Annotated in this window: 18 protein-coding genes; 14 read left to right on the plus strand and 4 right to left on the minus strand. The window is 61.7% G+C overall.

The window, feature by feature from the left end:
- Positions 1-9: 9 nt before the first annotated feature.
- From NKI10_RS26320 to NKI10_RS26370, 11 genes are all read left to right on the plus strand, one after another.
- A complete protein-coding gene (locus NKI10_RS26320) occupies positions 10-423 on the plus strand; it encodes a hypothetical protein (protein ID WP_023750247.1) in 414 nt (137 codons plus the stop codon).
- Positions 424-437: 14 nt separating this feature from the next.
- Positions 438-704: a hypothetical protein gene (locus NKI10_RS26325; protein ID WP_023750246.1), complete on the plus strand. Its 267-nt coding sequence runs from the start codon at positions 438-440 to the stop codon at positions 702-704.
- Between the two features lie 74 nt (positions 705-778).
- Positions 779-1,192 carry a hypothetical protein gene (locus tag NKI10_RS26330; RefSeq protein WP_023750245.1) on the plus strand — a complete coding sequence of 138 codons (414 nt, stop codon included), beginning with the start codon at positions 779-781 and terminating at the stop codon, positions 1,190-1,192.
- A gap of 188 nt (positions 1,193-1,380) precedes the next feature.
- Entirely contained in the window at positions 1,381-1,677 is a 297-nt protein-coding gene (locus tag NKI10_RS26335) for a DUF982 domain-containing protein (RefSeq protein WP_023688240.1), read from the plus strand.
- Between the two features lie 147 nt (positions 1,678-1,824).
- Entirely contained in the window at positions 1,825-2,100 is a 276-nt protein-coding gene (locus NKI10_RS26340) for a DUF6074 family protein (RefSeq protein WP_023725693.1), read from the plus strand.
- A gap of 332 nt (positions 2,101-2,432) precedes the next feature.
- A complete protein-coding gene (locus NKI10_RS26345) occupies positions 2,433-3,101 on the plus strand; it encodes a DUF2161 domain-containing phosphodiesterase (protein WP_023688243.1) in 669 nt (222 codons plus the stop codon).
- A gap of 448 nt (positions 3,102-3,549) precedes the next feature.
- A complete protein-coding gene (locus NKI10_RS26350) occupies positions 3,550-4,767 on the plus strand; it encodes a tyrosine-type recombinase/integrase (RefSeq protein WP_352862269.1) in 1,218 nt (405 codons plus the stop codon).
- On the plus strand, positions 4,764-5,423 hold the full coding sequence (locus NKI10_RS26355; protein WP_352862270.1) for a hypothetical protein: 660 nt from the start codon (positions 4,764-4,766) through the stop codon (positions 5,421-5,423). Before NKI10_RS26350 ends, NKI10_RS26355 begins: the two co-directional genes overlap by 4 nt.
- A 91-nt stretch (positions 5,424-5,514) precedes the next feature.
- Positions 5,515-5,793, plus strand: coding sequence for a helix-turn-helix transcriptional regulator (locus NKI10_RS26360; RefSeq protein WP_352862271.1), 279 nt, complete (start codon positions 5,515-5,517; stop codon positions 5,791-5,793).
- Between the two features lie 86 nt (positions 5,794-5,879).
- Positions 5,880-6,086 carry a hypothetical protein gene (locus NKI10_RS26365; protein WP_352862272.1) on the plus strand — a complete coding sequence of 69 codons (207 nt, stop codon included), beginning with the start codon at positions 5,880-5,882 and terminating at the stop codon, positions 6,084-6,086.
- Positions 6,083-7,708, plus strand: a complete 1,626-nt coding sequence (locus NKI10_RS26370) for a hypothetical protein (RefSeq protein WP_352862273.1) — start codon at positions 6,083-6,085, stop codon at positions 7,706-7,708. The genes NKI10_RS26365 and NKI10_RS26370 overlap by 4 nt, the downstream gene beginning before the upstream one ends.
- Before the next feature lie 424 nt (positions 7,709-8,132).
- Here NKI10_RS26370 and NKI10_RS26375 read toward each other — a convergent pair whose 3' ends face one another.
- The 4 genes from NKI10_RS26375 to NKI10_RS26390 all read right to left on the minus strand — a co-directional run bounded on the left by NKI10_RS26375 (position 8,133) and on the right by NKI10_RS26390 (position 10,817).
- A complete protein-coding gene (locus NKI10_RS26375) occupies positions 8,133-8,432 on the minus strand; it encodes a hypothetical protein (protein WP_352862274.1) in 300 nt (99 codons plus the stop codon).
- A 66-nt stretch (positions 8,433-8,498) separates the two neighbouring features.
- The gene (locus NKI10_RS26380) at positions 8,499-9,407 is read right to left on the minus strand and encodes a TIR domain-containing protein (RefSeq protein WP_352862275.1); all 909 of its coding nucleotides are present in this window, start codon (positions 9,405-9,407) and stop codon (positions 8,499-8,501) included.
- Between the two features lie 175 nt (positions 9,408-9,582).
- On the minus strand, positions 9,583-10,128 hold the full coding sequence (locus NKI10_RS26385; RefSeq protein ID WP_352862276.1) for a hypothetical protein: 546 nt from the start codon (positions 10,126-10,128) through the stop codon (positions 9,583-9,585).
- Between the two features lie 278 nt (positions 10,129-10,406).
- Positions 10,407-10,817, minus strand: a complete 411-nt coding sequence (locus NKI10_RS26390; protein ID WP_352862277.1) for a hypothetical protein — start codon at positions 10,815-10,817, stop codon at positions 10,407-10,409.
- Between the two features lie 616 nt (positions 10,818-11,433).
- On the opposite strand from NKI10_RS26390, the gene NKI10_RS26395 reads away from it, so the two are divergent.
- Genes NKI10_RS26395 through NKI10_RS26405 form a run of 3 tightly spaced genes read left to right on the plus strand, consistent with a single transcriptional unit; the run spans position 11,434 to position 14,021 of the window.
- Complete coding sequence (locus NKI10_RS26395; protein ID WP_352862278.1) at positions 11,434-11,853, plus strand: hypothetical protein; 420 nt, start codon at positions 11,434-11,436, stop codon at positions 11,851-11,853.
- Entirely contained in the window at positions 11,850-13,295 is a 1,446-nt protein-coding gene (locus NKI10_RS26400) for a terminase large subunit domain-containing protein (protein ID WP_352862279.1), read from the plus strand. Before NKI10_RS26395 ends, NKI10_RS26400 begins: the two co-directional genes overlap by 4 nt.
- A gap of 33 nt (positions 13,296-13,328) precedes the next feature.
- Positions 13,329-14,021, plus strand: a complete 693-nt coding sequence (locus tag NKI10_RS26405; RefSeq protein ID WP_352862280.1) for a hypothetical protein — start codon at positions 13,329-13,331, stop codon at positions 14,019-14,021.
- Positions 14,022-14,050: the final 29 nt, after the last annotated feature.

Raw genomic sequence — 14,050 nt, forward strand, 5'->3', positions numbered from 1 at the left:
GAGACCATCATGGTCGCATTTAACAAGTTCAACTCTTTCTCTGAGGCACTGGCCGAGAAGGTCCACAACCTCGGATCGGATGCCATCAAGGTCGCGCTCTGCGCGGCAGCAAACGCTCCCGTGGCGGGGAACTCGCAGCTCTCCAACCTGACGGAGATCAGCTACGCCAACGTGTCCTCCAGAGCCGTGACGACCTCGACGTCGGCGCAGACGGGGGGCACATACAAGCTCGTACTGACGGACCTCGTACTGAGTGCGACCGGGGCTGTCGGGCCGTTCCGGTACGTCGTTCTCTATAACGACACTGCCACGAACAAGGAGCTGATCGGATATCTCGACTACGGCTCGGACCTCTCCATGGTCAACGGCAACAGCTTCACCATCGACTTCGACGGCTCCGCCGGCGTTCTGACACTGGCATAGGGGATAGGCTCATCATGAAGACCACGTACAATTTCGATCACAACGACATGCGCACTCGCTTTCACGCTCTGCGCGCCGAGCGAGAGCGGATGTCCACCACCGACGTCGAACCGCTGCGCAAGCAGATGGACGACATCATCGCCGAGATCCGCGTCCTAGAGGCCAAGCTGAAGCCGATCGACGCGACCTATCGCGAGAAGCGGCAGGCTCTCGTCCCGATGGACACCGAGCTGGCGATCATCTCGCGGGCACTTAAGGGTCAGACCGGCGCGAGCGAATAAAACCTGTGCAATTGCACAGGTACCGCCGCCGTCCCCACGATGGCAAAAGGTTAGCCAGAAGGTAGGAGACGCAGATGAGCATTCCCGCTGGCGAAGGTGCGCCGAAGATCCCTCTAAAACCCGGCTACTATTGGGCGAAATGGCGTGTGGCGACTGAGGGAACCCAGGACGGTGCTGAGCTGACGCCAAGTGACAACTGGGAGATCGTCCAGGTCGTGGAGAACGATCCGGATTGGGAAATCCATCCAGCCGAGCAAAAGGCGCTGTTCGTCTTCGTGTGCGGCGTTGGCGAGGCCCAATGGCGGGATAGCTTTGTGTGGGGCGATTTCATCGCGCGGCTGGCGCCAGCCGCCCCTTTGGGCGTGAAGGAAAGGGCGGTGACGGAGGAGATGGTCAACCGCGCGTTGGATGCCGCCGCCTACTGCCGCAACCCAGACACCGCCAAGTGGATGCGCGCCGCCCTCACCGCTGCCTTAACGCCGGCGTGAATGGCCGTTGAAGGGCTATTCGCGCCGCCCTTTTGATGCCAAGTGAAGTTGCGCGGAGGTGCCAAACGATTTTGCGCGCTACAAATGCCGAGATCGCACTGACGACACATTTTCGCGCAAAAGCAGCCAAAGCAACTTTTGACGACGAACGGCGTTGCTGTGGTCGACGCCAGTTCGGGAGATATAGAATGGACAGATTGCAATTCGAGGTGCCGGTGCGCATCGCGCCCGCGCCCGGGCTGCCGGTAGAGGAAATATACAGCGTCGAACAGGCGCTGGATATCCTGCATGACTGGCCAAAGAAGCGACAGGGCAAGGTCTATGAAGCGGCGTTCAATGCCTGTTTCGGGGCCACGGTGGATGTGGTCAGGACTGAGGACGCATGGCGCGCCTTCATGGCGTTTTGCCGGGTCAGTGGCCTGCTGGCCAGGGACATGATGGTTACGGCCAAGCGCGCCGGCGAGGCGAGGGGCCTGAGGGTCTAGAGTTCTGCTTGGTCTGGAGGCCGGGCCAACCGACTCGTTCCAATCGGCGCGGACTCCGCGGCGTTAAGGTTCCGTTTCCGACTTCACAGCTAGGCATGAGCCATAGAGCAGCGTCTGATTCGTTGCGTCGGTTTCATGGTGCAGAACATGTCTTCAGCCAATGTGCGTACCTTCCCGCTAGATCGGCAGACCGTGCTGGTGCGCGAGGTCGCCGCAAGGCTGGGCAGACTGCACGGCGACACGGCCACGTCGTTCTGGAAGGCCACGGCGCGCGAACTCCTCGACAAGGCAGTCGCGGCCGGCAGCGATGCAGCTTCGGCGGCCAACGATGTCCGCCGGTTTTTTGCCGCGGTCCAGGACGAGATGCATTTCAAGGCGGACGATGCCGCACCGGGGCAGCGCCGGACGCGCACCCGCCCCTAGCCTCAAAACACACGCGCTCATCATTGTGTGGCCAACCGTGGACCGGTCTTGGCGTCGACGGATCTCGGGTCTTACGCTGTCGATTGTGCCGTCCCAGCCACGGCGAGCGCCTTGTTGAACGCGAGACAGGCGATGAAATACTGGTCGCGCTCGGCCCTGGCGACGTCGGTCATCGCCAAGGAAATCGTCGAGCGCTATGGCGGGACTATCATGCCGGAGCCCTGCCTGACGGCCGCCTTTGCAAACAGTGGGTTTCAAGGCGGCTTAGCGCAAGGCGTCGGCCTCTCGGTGATCCCTGTGCCGACCCGATCCGAATCGGCTATGCCTGCGCGATGCAGGAAACGTCTCTCTACATCCCGGTGAAGCGGTTTCTCGAGAGCTTGGAATTCACGGTCAAGGGCGAAGTCGGGCACTGCGACATCGTGGCGGTGCGCGACGGCGAGCCGCCTGTGCTGGTCATCTGCGAACTGAAATTGCAGTTCAACCTCGAACTGGTGCTGCAAGGTGTCGATCGCGCCGCGGCATGCGACGAAGTGTGGCTGGCGGCGCGCATGTCGGCGCGTGGCAAAGGCCGCGAGCACGACCGCCGTTTTCGCGCGCTGTGCCGGCGGCTCGGCTTCGGGCTTCTGGCTGTCAGCGGCAAGGGGGAGGTCGAATTGCTGCTCAGCCCGGCCGCTCTGCCGCCGCGTCGCGATCCAAAGCGGCGCTCGCGGCTGATGGAGGAACACCGGCGCCGGCGCGGCGATCCGGTGGTCGGCGGTGGCTCGCGAGCCCCGATCATGACGGCCTACCGGCAGGATGCGCTGGCCTGCGCCGCAGCCATGACCGACGGGCCGAAACGCCCGCGCGATCTGAAAGCGATTTCGCCGCGCGCGGCCAGCATCCTATTGGACAATGTCTATGGCTGGTTCGCCAGGGCCGAGCGCGGCGTCTACGCGCTGACCGAGGGTGGCCACGCGGCGTTACAGCGCTGGCCGCAGGTAGCGCACGACCAGGGATGAGTGGCCGGAGATTGCCGCGAGCAGGCGCCAGGGGAAATCTCGGCACGGCAGCGCGTGCGCCGGTTCACCGATGCGCCGCGCCACCGTTCCAGCCGCTGCTAGTTCGGCGGCTGCCGCGAGGCTTCTTGTTTTCCTGAAAGATCTGGTACGCCCAAGGGGAATCGAACCCCTGTTACCGCCGTGAAAGGGCCGCGTTTCGGCACCTCGGTTAGCCCCCGCTAGCTCCGGTAAACTCAACTAAAGCATTGATGTAAATATTTTTTCGGCGCGGGCGAGTAGCAAGGGCTAGCGCGGGAGCGCCCTGGTATATTAACCTGATTTTTAACCCGGTTGGCCGGGGACACTGGAGATCAGGGAAGTGGCGAGAACTGTGAGGGACGCTAAACTTGAGACGAGGGCGGCGCGGTCGAGGCTGCCGAAGGGGGACGATCCATACTGGCGAACGCTGGTGCCGGGCGAGCTTCATCTGGGATACCGCAAGAGGCGTGCCGATGCGCCGGGCAAGTGGCTGGTCAGACGCTACCTAGGGGCGGTTGAGAAGGGCAAGAACCCCTACCAGAAGGAGACGATGGGCCTTGCCGACGACTACCGGGAGGCCGACGGTGTGACGGTGCTGTCCTACGCGGACGTGCAGAGGCGGGCGCACGAGTGGGCTGCAGAGGCGTCGAGGGGAGGTGCCGTCACGTCTCCCCGGCATCCGACAGTGCGCGACGTGGTTGATGACTACGTCAGGTTCTTGAAGGCTGAGCGGCGAACCGGCCGCGACGCTGAGCGGCGCGCCGACAATTTCATCCTGCCGCAGCTTGGTAGTCTCAAGGTCGCAGAGCTGACCACCGAGCGCTTGGTACAGTGGCGGGACGCGCTGGCCGCCGCGCCCGCCCGGCTGCGCACGCGAAAGGGCAGGGAGCAGCGCTATCGGCCGGCCCCGGCCACGCCAGGCGACGCCCGTGCTCGTCGAGCAACGGTCAATCGGACCGCCACTGTGCTCAAGGCCGCGCTAAACCGTGCGTTCGAGCACGGGCGGGTGAATGACGACTTGGCATGGCGGCGGCTGAAGCCGTTCGACAAGGTAGACGTGGCCCGACCCGGCCACCTGTCCGTTGCCGAGGCCCAGCGACTCATAAACGCCGCCGATGAAGAGTCCGGCTTCCGCGACCTTGCGCACGGCGCGCTCCTGACCGGGTGCCGCTACGGCGAGCTTTTTCGTCTGCGAGTGGGTGACTTCCAGCGTGGGCGCATCGTCGTTCGCGAATCCAAGAGCGGCAAGCCGCGCGACGTGCGCCTGACCGACGAGGCGGCAACGTTTTTCCGGTCGCTCACGTCGGGCCGCCCGGCGGATGCCCTGATATTCGCGCACGCGGACGGCTCGGCGTGGGCAAAGTCGCATCAGGCAAGGCCCATGCGCGACGCCTGCACAGCGGCGAAGATCGTCCCGGCCGTCGGCTTCCACCAGCTGCGCCACACGTGGGCCTCACTGGCGGTGATGAACGGGATGCCGCTGATGATCGTGGCCGAGAACCTAGGGCACCGAGACACGCGCATGGTGGAGCGCCATTATGGCCACCTGACCGAGGACTATCGCGACGAGGCGATCCGCAACAGTGGGCCGCGTTTCGGTATGACGGCGCCGACGAATGTCGTGCCCTTGACGGAGGCGCAGCGGTGACGCGCTACATTCTGGGCGAGGAGCCGCAGCCAGAGTATCCGACGGCCGCCCCGCCCAAGTGGGGCGTGGAGAAGCCAAGCAATGCTCAGTTGGCCGCGATGACTGATTGGATCCAGCAGCAGGACTACGAACCCCACGATGCGCCCGAGAGCAACCTGACCGCAGCTTCACGCGATGATCTGCACCGCTATCTCGCGAGTATGCCGCGCATTTCGCGCGAAGAATACCGGGCCGTTTTGCGGGGAGCGAAGCGTCAGGAAGCGGGCAAGCTCCATGCGTGGGACGATTTAGTCGCGTGCTTGCGAGCAGAGCAACCTTCGCGCCACTTCCTAGGCGTAGTCGCCGATCTGATTGCAGCCAACGCCCTTCACAATCGCGGCCCAAGGCAGAGGAAGGAAGGGACAATAACTCCAGCCGAAGCAAGGCGGCGACATGAGCGGTTTGTTGGTATCTTGCGACGTTCCTACCCTGACAAACGAACGGGCATTTATCAGTCGCGGGCGATGGATTTGATGGCGTTCGAGGTTCAACGTGCCGATGAGACCTTCGCGGCCGCACGGAAGAGGGTGAAGAACGCCAAAGCTCGCCAGCCGGACACGACGGCCTGGGCGATTGAGAGGGCCGTCCAACGCCTGTCTGAAGCGATAATCTTTTAAGATTAGCCCCGCGCGCTTAGCGCGCGGGGCTAATAGTGCGGGCGAAGCCGGGCTACCCTTTAGCTCTGTTGATAAAACGGAGCTTAGGCCAATGAATTCAATCAAGGAAGTCGCTAACCCTGATCTAGCGGGGGCAATCTCGATCCCGGAGTTCTGTCGTCGCTTTGGCATCTCGACGCCGACGTACTACAAGATGCGCTCTGAGGGGCGCGCGCCTCGCGAGATACGCTGTGTCGGCTCGGTCGTTCGCATCAGCGCCAACGCGATTCGCGATTGGATCGCCTCCAGTGAGAACGAGGAGTCGGCGGCCGTTCAGCGCGCCAAGCTGAAGGCCAGGTCCCAGTACGCCCTGTCTGGGGGACGGTTCTGATGAGGACGGCCTCAAGCCCGGAGGCCCCTGAGATCCTGCGCCTTATCTCCCCCGGTGCCGGCAGGGGTGCACAGTGGCAGATTACCTTGGGCGGTGCCGGCACGATGACGCTGCAAGCGCGGGATATCCTGCGATACCGAACGTTCCATGCGCGAGCTATGGAGCGGCTCCTGGTGGTGTTCGCTTGGGTCGACCCGAAAGAGTGGTTCTATCGCGTGATGCAGGCCATCTGCCGGACCGCGGCGGAGGACGCCGGCGAACTCTACAAGCCCGACGAGGAGGCCGACAGATGAGCGAGCCAGCGACAAAGTTGCCGGACGATTGGAAGGCCGAGCGGCTCTACGAACTTTTCGAGGGGGATCGGAACCACCACGGTACGTATGACAAAGGACTGCATCTTGTCGGAAGCAAGATGGAAATGAAGGATGAGACCGGGCGCGGGCCGCGAGATGTACCGGGGTCCCCAACGCCGGACCTCTGGCGGCAGCACCTCGGCGGCGTCGTACCGCTAGGCATCCGCCCGGTACGCGCCGACGGTATGTGCAGATGGGGCGTCATTGACGTGGACGGCCGGGACGTGCCTAGCGGCAGCTACGGCGATGTGCGCCTCGCGGATGTTGTCAATGAGGTCGAGAGGGCGAATCTTCCGCTGATCGTCTGCCGATCGAAGTCGGGGGGTGCCCATCTGATGCTCTTTCTCGACGACTGGACGCCGCAGAAAACCGTGAACGGTGCGCTGAAGGTGATGGCCGCCAAGCTCGGCTTCCCGCGAGCCGACGTGTTCCCCCGGGCTGACGGACCGGGAAACTGGCTGAACATGCCCTACTTCGAGGGCGACCAGCGAACGAACCGCTATGCGGTGAAGGCTGGCGGCCTGATGATGACCCTGGCGGAGTTCGTCGCGGCAGCGGGGGGAGCACAGACGTCGCACGCGGAACTCGTCGCCCTGACGCGGGCGCTCGGCTCAGGGTCCCGGGGAGTCCGGCCGACGAATGGTAGGGCAGGCGAGGCGGGCGAAGAAAGACCAGCGAGGGCGCAGTGCGATTTGGCGAGATACTGCGTAGAGATAGCGGCACAGCGGCAGGGCGGGCGGGCAAAGCTTCTCTATGGCCGCGCGAAGGACATGGGCAGACTGATCGGCGCGGATTGGATCGACGAGGATGCAGTCTGTAGCGCGCTGTTGAAGGCCGCAACCTTCGACAGCAGCACTCCGCTGCCGCCCTTCGAGGCGACCGACCACATCCGCCGCGGAATTGCGGACGGGAGAAAAGAGCCCCCTGACCGCGAGGAAGAGGGAGGGCGGTATCCTCGCATCGAGAGCATCGTCGTCTGGCGCGGCGGCGAGGAGACCCTGTGGGAAATCACGCTAGCCGGACACGGCACCATTACGCTGCCGGTCAAGGAAGCGATGCACTACTGGACGTTCAACATGCGATGCGCTGACAAGCTGCGGACGTCCTTTCGCCAGATGAAGGCCGACGCGTGGAATGATCAGATCGCAGCTGCCCTCGTGGTTGCGGAGGTACTGGAGATTCCACCCGACGAAACCGTCGAAGGCATGTTCCGCGACGCCCTGCGCGAGTTCTGCATGCACAGGCATCACGGCGACAGTGTAGAGGACCTCATGCTGGGTAAGCCCGCCCACGTAGACGACGACAGGCGCATCTACTTTCGCTTCGAGGACTTTCACCGGTTTCTCGACAGAAAGGACTCTGGCCCGTTCAGGAGTACGAAGCGCCAGGTCCTCGGCAGGCTTCTGGCAGGAATTGGCCGTGAAGGCGTCGACCACGGCAAGACGACCAAGAAGCTGAAGGGGGTGACCACTGAGGTTCGGTGGATAAGGAGCAATCTATTCGAGAGCATCGACCCGTTTCGGCACGAAGACCTTCCGCCAATCCCGGGGGAGCCGATCTAATGGTCGCGCCGAAAAGCCGAGCAAAGTATCACGAAGTCGGGTTCTGCTTTTTCGCGACACCTCGCCGGCCCTCGGGTGTAGCGTGCGTAAAGGACGTAAAGCCATTAAAGCCGTTACCCGCGCGCGCGATCATAGGCGCGGGCGTAAGCGCGTAGCGGGTCCTTTGCGAGCTTTGCGGCAATCCCCCCGGTATGGCACGGCGCGGGCCGGGCTACGGCGGCCCCCCGGCAGCCTCTGCAGGGTCCGCAGGGACGCCCTACACGACGGCGGTGGAGGCCGCCGAAGGTAGGGGCTCCGCAGCATTTTCGGCCCACCTGCGCGGCGCTGCGGGGGCGGAAGTATTACGCGCGTTGGTTGGGGAACTGCCCGCCGACGCGAATTCCGCTGCTTTATTCGCGTCGGCGGTCGAGAGAAAAGCAATGCTCTACAACCAGTCCAGATCAGCGAGCATTCCTCTGAAGCGCCGACAGGCTTCCTTCCGACCAAGTTTTTTCGTCCAATCACGCAACTGGTTTCGCGCGAACCATTCCGCTTCGCCGGTAACAGATTGCGGAGATGCATCCCAAAGCCCTGTAAGCCACCCGGCAGTTTTTGACTTGAGCTTCCAGCCGCACTCGTTGGCCAATAGGCCAAGGACTAGCGCGTCCTGACGCTCTTTTGAGGTAAGTGCGTGCACGGGAAACGCAAAAATTAAGAAGAACAATAGAGTGACTGCAATCTTCATTTAAGCCCCCTCGGTAGCTTGCCTAGGGCGCGCTCCGCGCGGGCCTGCAGCGTGGCGCTAGCGCGTTCACTTGTTTCGAATGAGCCCCGGCACCAGGCCCTCTCGCTCGAGCACCCGACGTATCTCGTCCTTGGCGCTGTTAATATCGCCCTTGGGAAACGGGATGTAAGTCAGCCCGTGAATATTCGAGAAGTCGGCGCAGTTCGTCTCCATCAGAATGATCGCCCTCTCAAAGCCGAGACGGCCCTGAAAAAGACCTAGCTCGTGTACGACGTTCATACGTGCGGTGAGACTGCCGTCGCTCGCCTCATCCTCCCCAGTCATCACTAGAAAGGCGAAGCCGGCCTGTTCGAGCATCTGCTTCAGACGTTCCGTCGTTGAGTGGCCGGCAACTGATTCACTATTGAATTCGACGCATTCGAGGCCCAGCCTTTCGACGAGGTAGTCCTTGAGGTCTCGCCAGACGGCCGATCTGCCATGGCCAACGAATATGCGCTTACTGTTCGTGTCTGCCATCTGCTGCCCCGTGCTTGCCGCATCAAGTAACGCTTGCTCAACTTCGTCCCATCCCAGGCTTGTCAGCCCATAGAAATCGTCGGGACGAAGTCGCACTAGATCGTCCTTGGATGCCTCGGCTAGCACATGAGATACAGCGTCGCCATCGACGGCGCCGATCAAGCCAGCCAGGTGTTCATGCCAACCGATGTCCACATAGCCCATCCGATCGTCGTCTAGCTGGGCCGCTATCCAATGCAGAAGTTGGTCGACCTGTGCTCGGATTGGCGGAAGCTTCTCGCCGCCCCATAAATCCAAGTTCGACGAGTCGATAACTGGCCACGGGTCGCCGCTTCTTCGCCTAACTGCATGGCTGAGCCGTGCTCGGAACATCCTATCTTTGACGCGCGTACGCATCATCGCGATCGCCGATCGAGTGACCTCGTACTGTCCACACCGCTCGCAATCGACCTGCTTCATGTCACCACTGCCGCCGGTGTCAGCGCTAGCTCCACAGATCGGGCATTCTCTATCAAGCATCTCAGCCGCTCAGTCGCAATTGGCAGGGCGCCGCAGTAACTACTCTGTCTCGTTCTTTGGAGCTAGCGTTCCAGACAGTTTCCTACTGGTCGCGCATATCAGCCCGCGATCCTGGCTATAGCCGCTCGCGAGCGAGCCTAACCAGAAAGGCCTCATAGGCGGGAACGTTAGCAATAAGCCGGGTCACCCTGTCGGATAGTTGAATGCCCAGCGGAGCCTTTTTGAAAGATGAGGGTCTTCGAAATCCGTCGTAGCCAAACGTGTTCTGGGCCCCGTTGGCGAGTTGCCGGCACCAATCGCGAATATGGCTGACGTGCTGGAGAAGCATCGTCGTGTCGTTGCGGTCGGAGGTTAGCTGTCCATGGAAAATCTTGTTCCGGGCTTCCATGGCATCGTCCAATTGTTTCCGCAGCGCCTGATGCTGATTTCCGATCAACACCGCGATGTTTGTACCTGACAGTTCGCTGATGCCTGCCTCGAAATGCTGGAAATAGATGCGCCTCTGCGCCCCGAGTGCATCGCGGAGTACTTTGACATCCTTGCGTTCGAACGCTGTCGACTGGAATACAAGATAGGTAAATATTCTCCGCATCTGCCGCTCTGCGCGTAACAGTGAAAGCGAAAATGCATCCACGCCTTGCGTTTTCGTGAACTGACGCAAGCATTTCGTCGACTGGTTTGAAATCTTGCTCGTACGCTTCGGTCACTCTACCTCCGTGCGCGGAACAATCGCTCATAGTCCCGGTCCTGCATATTTGCGGGAAATGGGGGCTAATACAATGAGGGTATGGCGTTATGGGGTGCTTGCGATCAGAGCTCTTGTCGCCGAAAAAGCAAATAAGCAGCCGGTTCGCACCTCTTGCGGCCGGAGGTTGTGACGTGACGCAGTTTTGGGAAGACCTCGCCAAGCGGCATAATCGCCCCCCGGCCCAAAATCATTCACACGGGAGCCGCCGCTCTCCACTCAATTGGGGTGAAGGTAACCGCAAATCCTCGGCTGTTGGCATGACGAACTAACGCCTCTAGGGAAAGACCTTCTGGAGCGGCAGGAGGCGACACGGGGGCATCAACAAGCGGGGCAGCGGTATCAACGGGCGCCCCCTGAGTAGCGTACTGTCGTTCGAGACGCTCCACCGCTGCTGCAATTCGAGGAATATGAACGCTGCGAATCCGCGCCCCAATTCTAAGGAGGCTGCTGAGAAACGTTCCGCTGAGTTGCAGCTCGCGCCCCAATTCATTGAGGCTTAACCGGCCATTCGCCCTTAGCGCCTGCAGACGACTCTTCATGTTCTCGTCAAGTTCGCCATCAAGGCCGGTTTGATGTGGAAACGTGCGTCGTACGATGGTCATCGCGTAACTCCCAGAGGTGAAATCGTGCTTCTTAAAGTCGAAATATGCCAATTATGCGAAATTTTGTCAACTGACCTGCTAAGTATGGCAGATAGGAAAAGGTATGCCCAAGCGACGAAAACTGGACTCTCGTGATTTCTCGCTTCTATCCGAACCGTCGCACGCGACACCTACACCCCAACGATACGGGTCAGCTGGAGCAGAACCCTCCGCCCCTACGCGGCGGAAACGAAAGCCCGCCTTAGCCAGTAAAAGCTAAGATAATCAAATACTTAGAGACGATTTTAGGTTATACTTAGCCTCCGTCAGTTAATATGGAGGTTAATATGGCGCCTATTTACCCCTCCGTTCGCCCCCGAGTGGGACCGGGCAAAGGCTACAGCTCGTCGCCTCTTCGCTCTCCCCCGGCCGAGGGCCTTGCGATGAAGATATCGGGTGTCGGCGCCGACGATCTCATCCGCGTCTTGCGTCCCCGTGCCGTCCGCTTTTACCGCGACCGCATGACGGTCGGGGCATTCGCTGACGAGGTAGGGGACCTTCGAGCAGCGCTAAAGCAACTTGTCAGCAGCCATAGGGCTGGCTTGATAGCGTTTCAGGCTGCAAGTTGGACGCCCAAGTGACGAAGGCCGCCGCATCGGGCGTGAGGCCGGTATATCCCGCCACTCATCGCAGCCGCATCACGAACGGCAAGGACCTGCTTCCGGGCGTCGATGGCCGCACCTTCTGGGTCCGCCGGATGCGTGATGTGATGGCGCTCCATGTTTCGGACCTGGGGGGTGTCGAGGCATGCAGCGAGGCTGAGAAGAGTATCGTTCGGCGAGCCGCCGCGATAACGGTCGAGATGGAGAGGCTGGAGCGTGTCTTCGCGCTCGCCGGGGACGCAGGCCCCGACCTCGATGCGCTGAACCTGTACTCGCGCTTGGCGAACACACTGCGCCGTCTTCTCGACATGACCGACCTGCAGCGAAGGGCGCGCGACGTTACCCCGACGATCGAAGAGTACATGCGCACCGTCGCTCAGCAGGCAGTCGCATGAACATTCTGCAGGTGTGCGCCGATCCCAATCTCTTCGGCCCGTGGTTCCGCCGCCCAGAGACTTGGCGTGTGTGGTTCACCTATCTGGCAGTGCTGTTCGGACTGCCTTTGAACGACGACCAACTCGCACTGTTTCGGCACCATACGGGGCGCCTGAATCCGCCGTCCGACCCTGCGACTGAGAGTTGGCTCGTCGTCGGTCGACGCGGCGGCAAGAGCTTCGTGATGGCACTCATCGCCGTCTACCTCGCCTGCTTTCGCCAGTATCGACAGCACCTTCAGCCCGGGGAGCGAGCCACGATCCTCGTCATTGCTGCCGACCGGAGACAGGCGCGGACGATCATGCGCTACGTTCGGGGCCTTCTAACCAACATCCCGATCCTGTGCACGACGGTAAAGAATGAAACGGCTGAGGCCTTTGACCTGAACAACGCCGTGACCATCGAGGTGGGAACTGCATCTCATCGCTCTACGCGCGGTTACACGTTTGCCGCCGTGCTTTGTGACGAGCTTGCTTTCTGGCGAACCGAGGACAGCGCTGAGCCCGACTACGCCATCCTCGATGCCATCCGCCCCGGCATGGCGACCATACCCGGTGCCATGCTCTTGTGCGCGTCAAGCCCCTATGCCCGGCGCGGTGCACTATGGGACGCATATCGTCTCAACTGGGGGCAGGAGGCCGGCCCGCTGATCTGGCGAGCCACTACGTTCGAAATGAATCCATCGGTGCCGCGTTCGGTCATTGATGAGGCCATGAGGCGCGACGCGGCATCCGCTCGTGCGGAATACATGGCCGAGTTCCGAACCGACATGGAGATGCTCCTCACTCGCGAGTCAGTCGCGGCATGCGTTTCCCCCGGCGTGCGGGAGCGCCCGCCCGTGGCACGGGCGCGGTACGTGGCCTTCGTCGATCCTTCTGGGGGTAGCGCGGACAGCATGACCCTGGCCATCGCGCATGCCGAAGGCGACGACGCGGTTCTGGATGCCGTCCGCGAGGTGACGCCACCTTTCTCTCCCGAGGCTGTCGTTTCAACTTTCGCGGCCCTGATCCGCTCCTATGGCATTCGCTCGGTCACAGGTGACCGCTACGGCGGCGAGTTTCCGCGCGAGCTGTTTCGTCGGCATGGCGTCGACTACTGTCTGTCCGACCGGAGCCGCTCCGACCTCTATCTCGCACTCGTCCCGGCGATCAATTCGCGGCGCGTGGACCTTCTCGATCTAACTCGGTTGGAGAGCCAACTGGTCGGCCTGGAGCGGCGGACTAGCCGGAGCGGGCGTGACATCGTGGACCACGCTCCTAGCAGTCACGACGATCTGGCGAACGCGGTTGCAGGAGCCGTGGCACTGGCGAGTTTGGCTGCGAGGGCCGTTGTGCTCGTGGGTGCGATCGGGGGCTACGGTGGCAGCGGCCCCATCTCGTGGCGCGAAGTTGGAGGCGATTAGACTTCGATTGGAGTCGTTACGAAAGGAATCCAAATGCCAAAACAACTCACCGATATTGAAATCGAGGCTCGAATTGCAGCCGGGTCAGTTCGGTGGCCCAGCACCGCCATCCATTGGCAAAGGTTGAAGGAGGCTGTCGCCGCCGCGCGTGCGCTGGTCACCGCCGTTGATGCGAACTGTCGCGCGGTGGAGCAAGACAGTGATCTAAGTCCCGAAGGAATTTATAGGAAGCGCGCGGAGATTGGTCGTCGTGCTGTCGGAGAACTTTCCGACTTCACGCCGCTCCGCTCTGCCGAGGCTGCAGTTAGCAGCGCCGTTTCGCTATTCGAGTCGGGGATGGTCGACCTTCCAAAGGCCCCGGCCGGCATCGCTGAAGTTGCTCTCGCACAGGAGCTTCGCACCCATATCCGTGCACAGGAAAATCCGGCCGGTTTCGTGTTGAGCCATCTAGACGACGTGCGAGTGGTGGGGGCTGTGCTGTATGCCCCCGGCTTCCTCTCCGGGCTTAGGGACGAGGGACTTAACGTAATTAGAGATCGCGCAAGATCGGCTCTGCACCCCGAGCAAGTTCTGTATCGCAAGGAGGCTGAAGAGGCTCTCGATGTCCTTCGAAAGGGGATAGCTGCGGCCCAACGGATGATCCTTGCCAGAACGGAAACTCGGATCGACCGGGACGATAAGGTCCGGGGCATTCGGGATCCGGTGCCGGGTGGATTAGCGGCTTGAAAGGAAATCTCGTCGGCTGCCGTCAGGGG

This window comes from Mesorhizobium sp. M0802 (genome assembly GCF_040320115.1).
In the GTDB taxonomy this organism is placed as follows: domain Bacteria; phylum Pseudomonadota; class Alphaproteobacteria; order Rhizobiales; family Rhizobiaceae; genus Mesorhizobium.

Coding starts and splice junctions, on each gene's coding strand:
- NKI10_RS26375 (WP_352862274.1), bottom strand. CDS start 8,432: ATGAAGATTGCAGTCACTCTATTGTTCTTCTTAATTTTTGCGTTTCCC.
- NKI10_RS26400 (WP_352862279.1), top strand. CDS start 11,850: ATGAACATTCTGCAGGTGTGCGCCGATCCCAATCTCTTCGGCCCGTGG.
- NKI10_RS26325 (WP_023750246.1), top strand. CDS start 438: ATGAAGACCACGTACAATTTCGATCACAACGACATGCGCACTCGCTTT.
- NKI10_RS26405 (WP_352862280.1), top strand. CDS start 13,329: ATGCCAAAACAACTCACCGATATTGAAATCGAGGCTCGAATTGCAGCC.
- NKI10_RS26330 (WP_023750245.1), top strand. CDS start 779: ATGAGCATTCCCGCTGGCGAAGGTGCGCCGAAGATCCCTCTAAAACCC.
- NKI10_RS26380 (WP_352862275.1), bottom strand. CDS start 9,407: ATGAAGCAGGTCGATTGCGAGCGGTGTGGACAGTACGAGGTCACTCGA.
- NKI10_RS26320 (WP_023750247.1), top strand. CDS start 10: ATGGTCGCATTTAACAAGTTCAACTCTTTCTCTGAGGCACTGGCCGAG.
- NKI10_RS26340 (WP_023725693.1), top strand. CDS start 1,825: ATGTCTTCAGCCAATGTGCGTACCTTCCCGCTAGATCGGCAGACCGTG.
- NKI10_RS26390 (WP_352862277.1), bottom strand. CDS start 10,817: ATGACCATCGTACGACGCACGTTTCCACATCAAACCGGCCTTGATGGC.
- NKI10_RS26360 (WP_352862271.1), top strand. CDS start 5,515: ATGAATTCAATCAAGGAAGTCGCTAACCCTGATCTAGCGGGGGCAATC.
- NKI10_RS26335 (WP_023688240.1), top strand. CDS start 1,381: ATGGACAGATTGCAATTCGAGGTGCCGGTGCGCATCGCGCCCGCGCCC.
- NKI10_RS26370 (WP_352862273.1), top strand. CDS start 6,083: ATGAGCGAGCCAGCGACAAAGTTGCCGGACGATTGGAAGGCCGAGCGG.
- NKI10_RS26345 (WP_023688243.1), top strand. CDS start 2,433: ATGCAGGAAACGTCTCTCTACATCCCGGTGAAGCGGTTTCTCGAGAGC.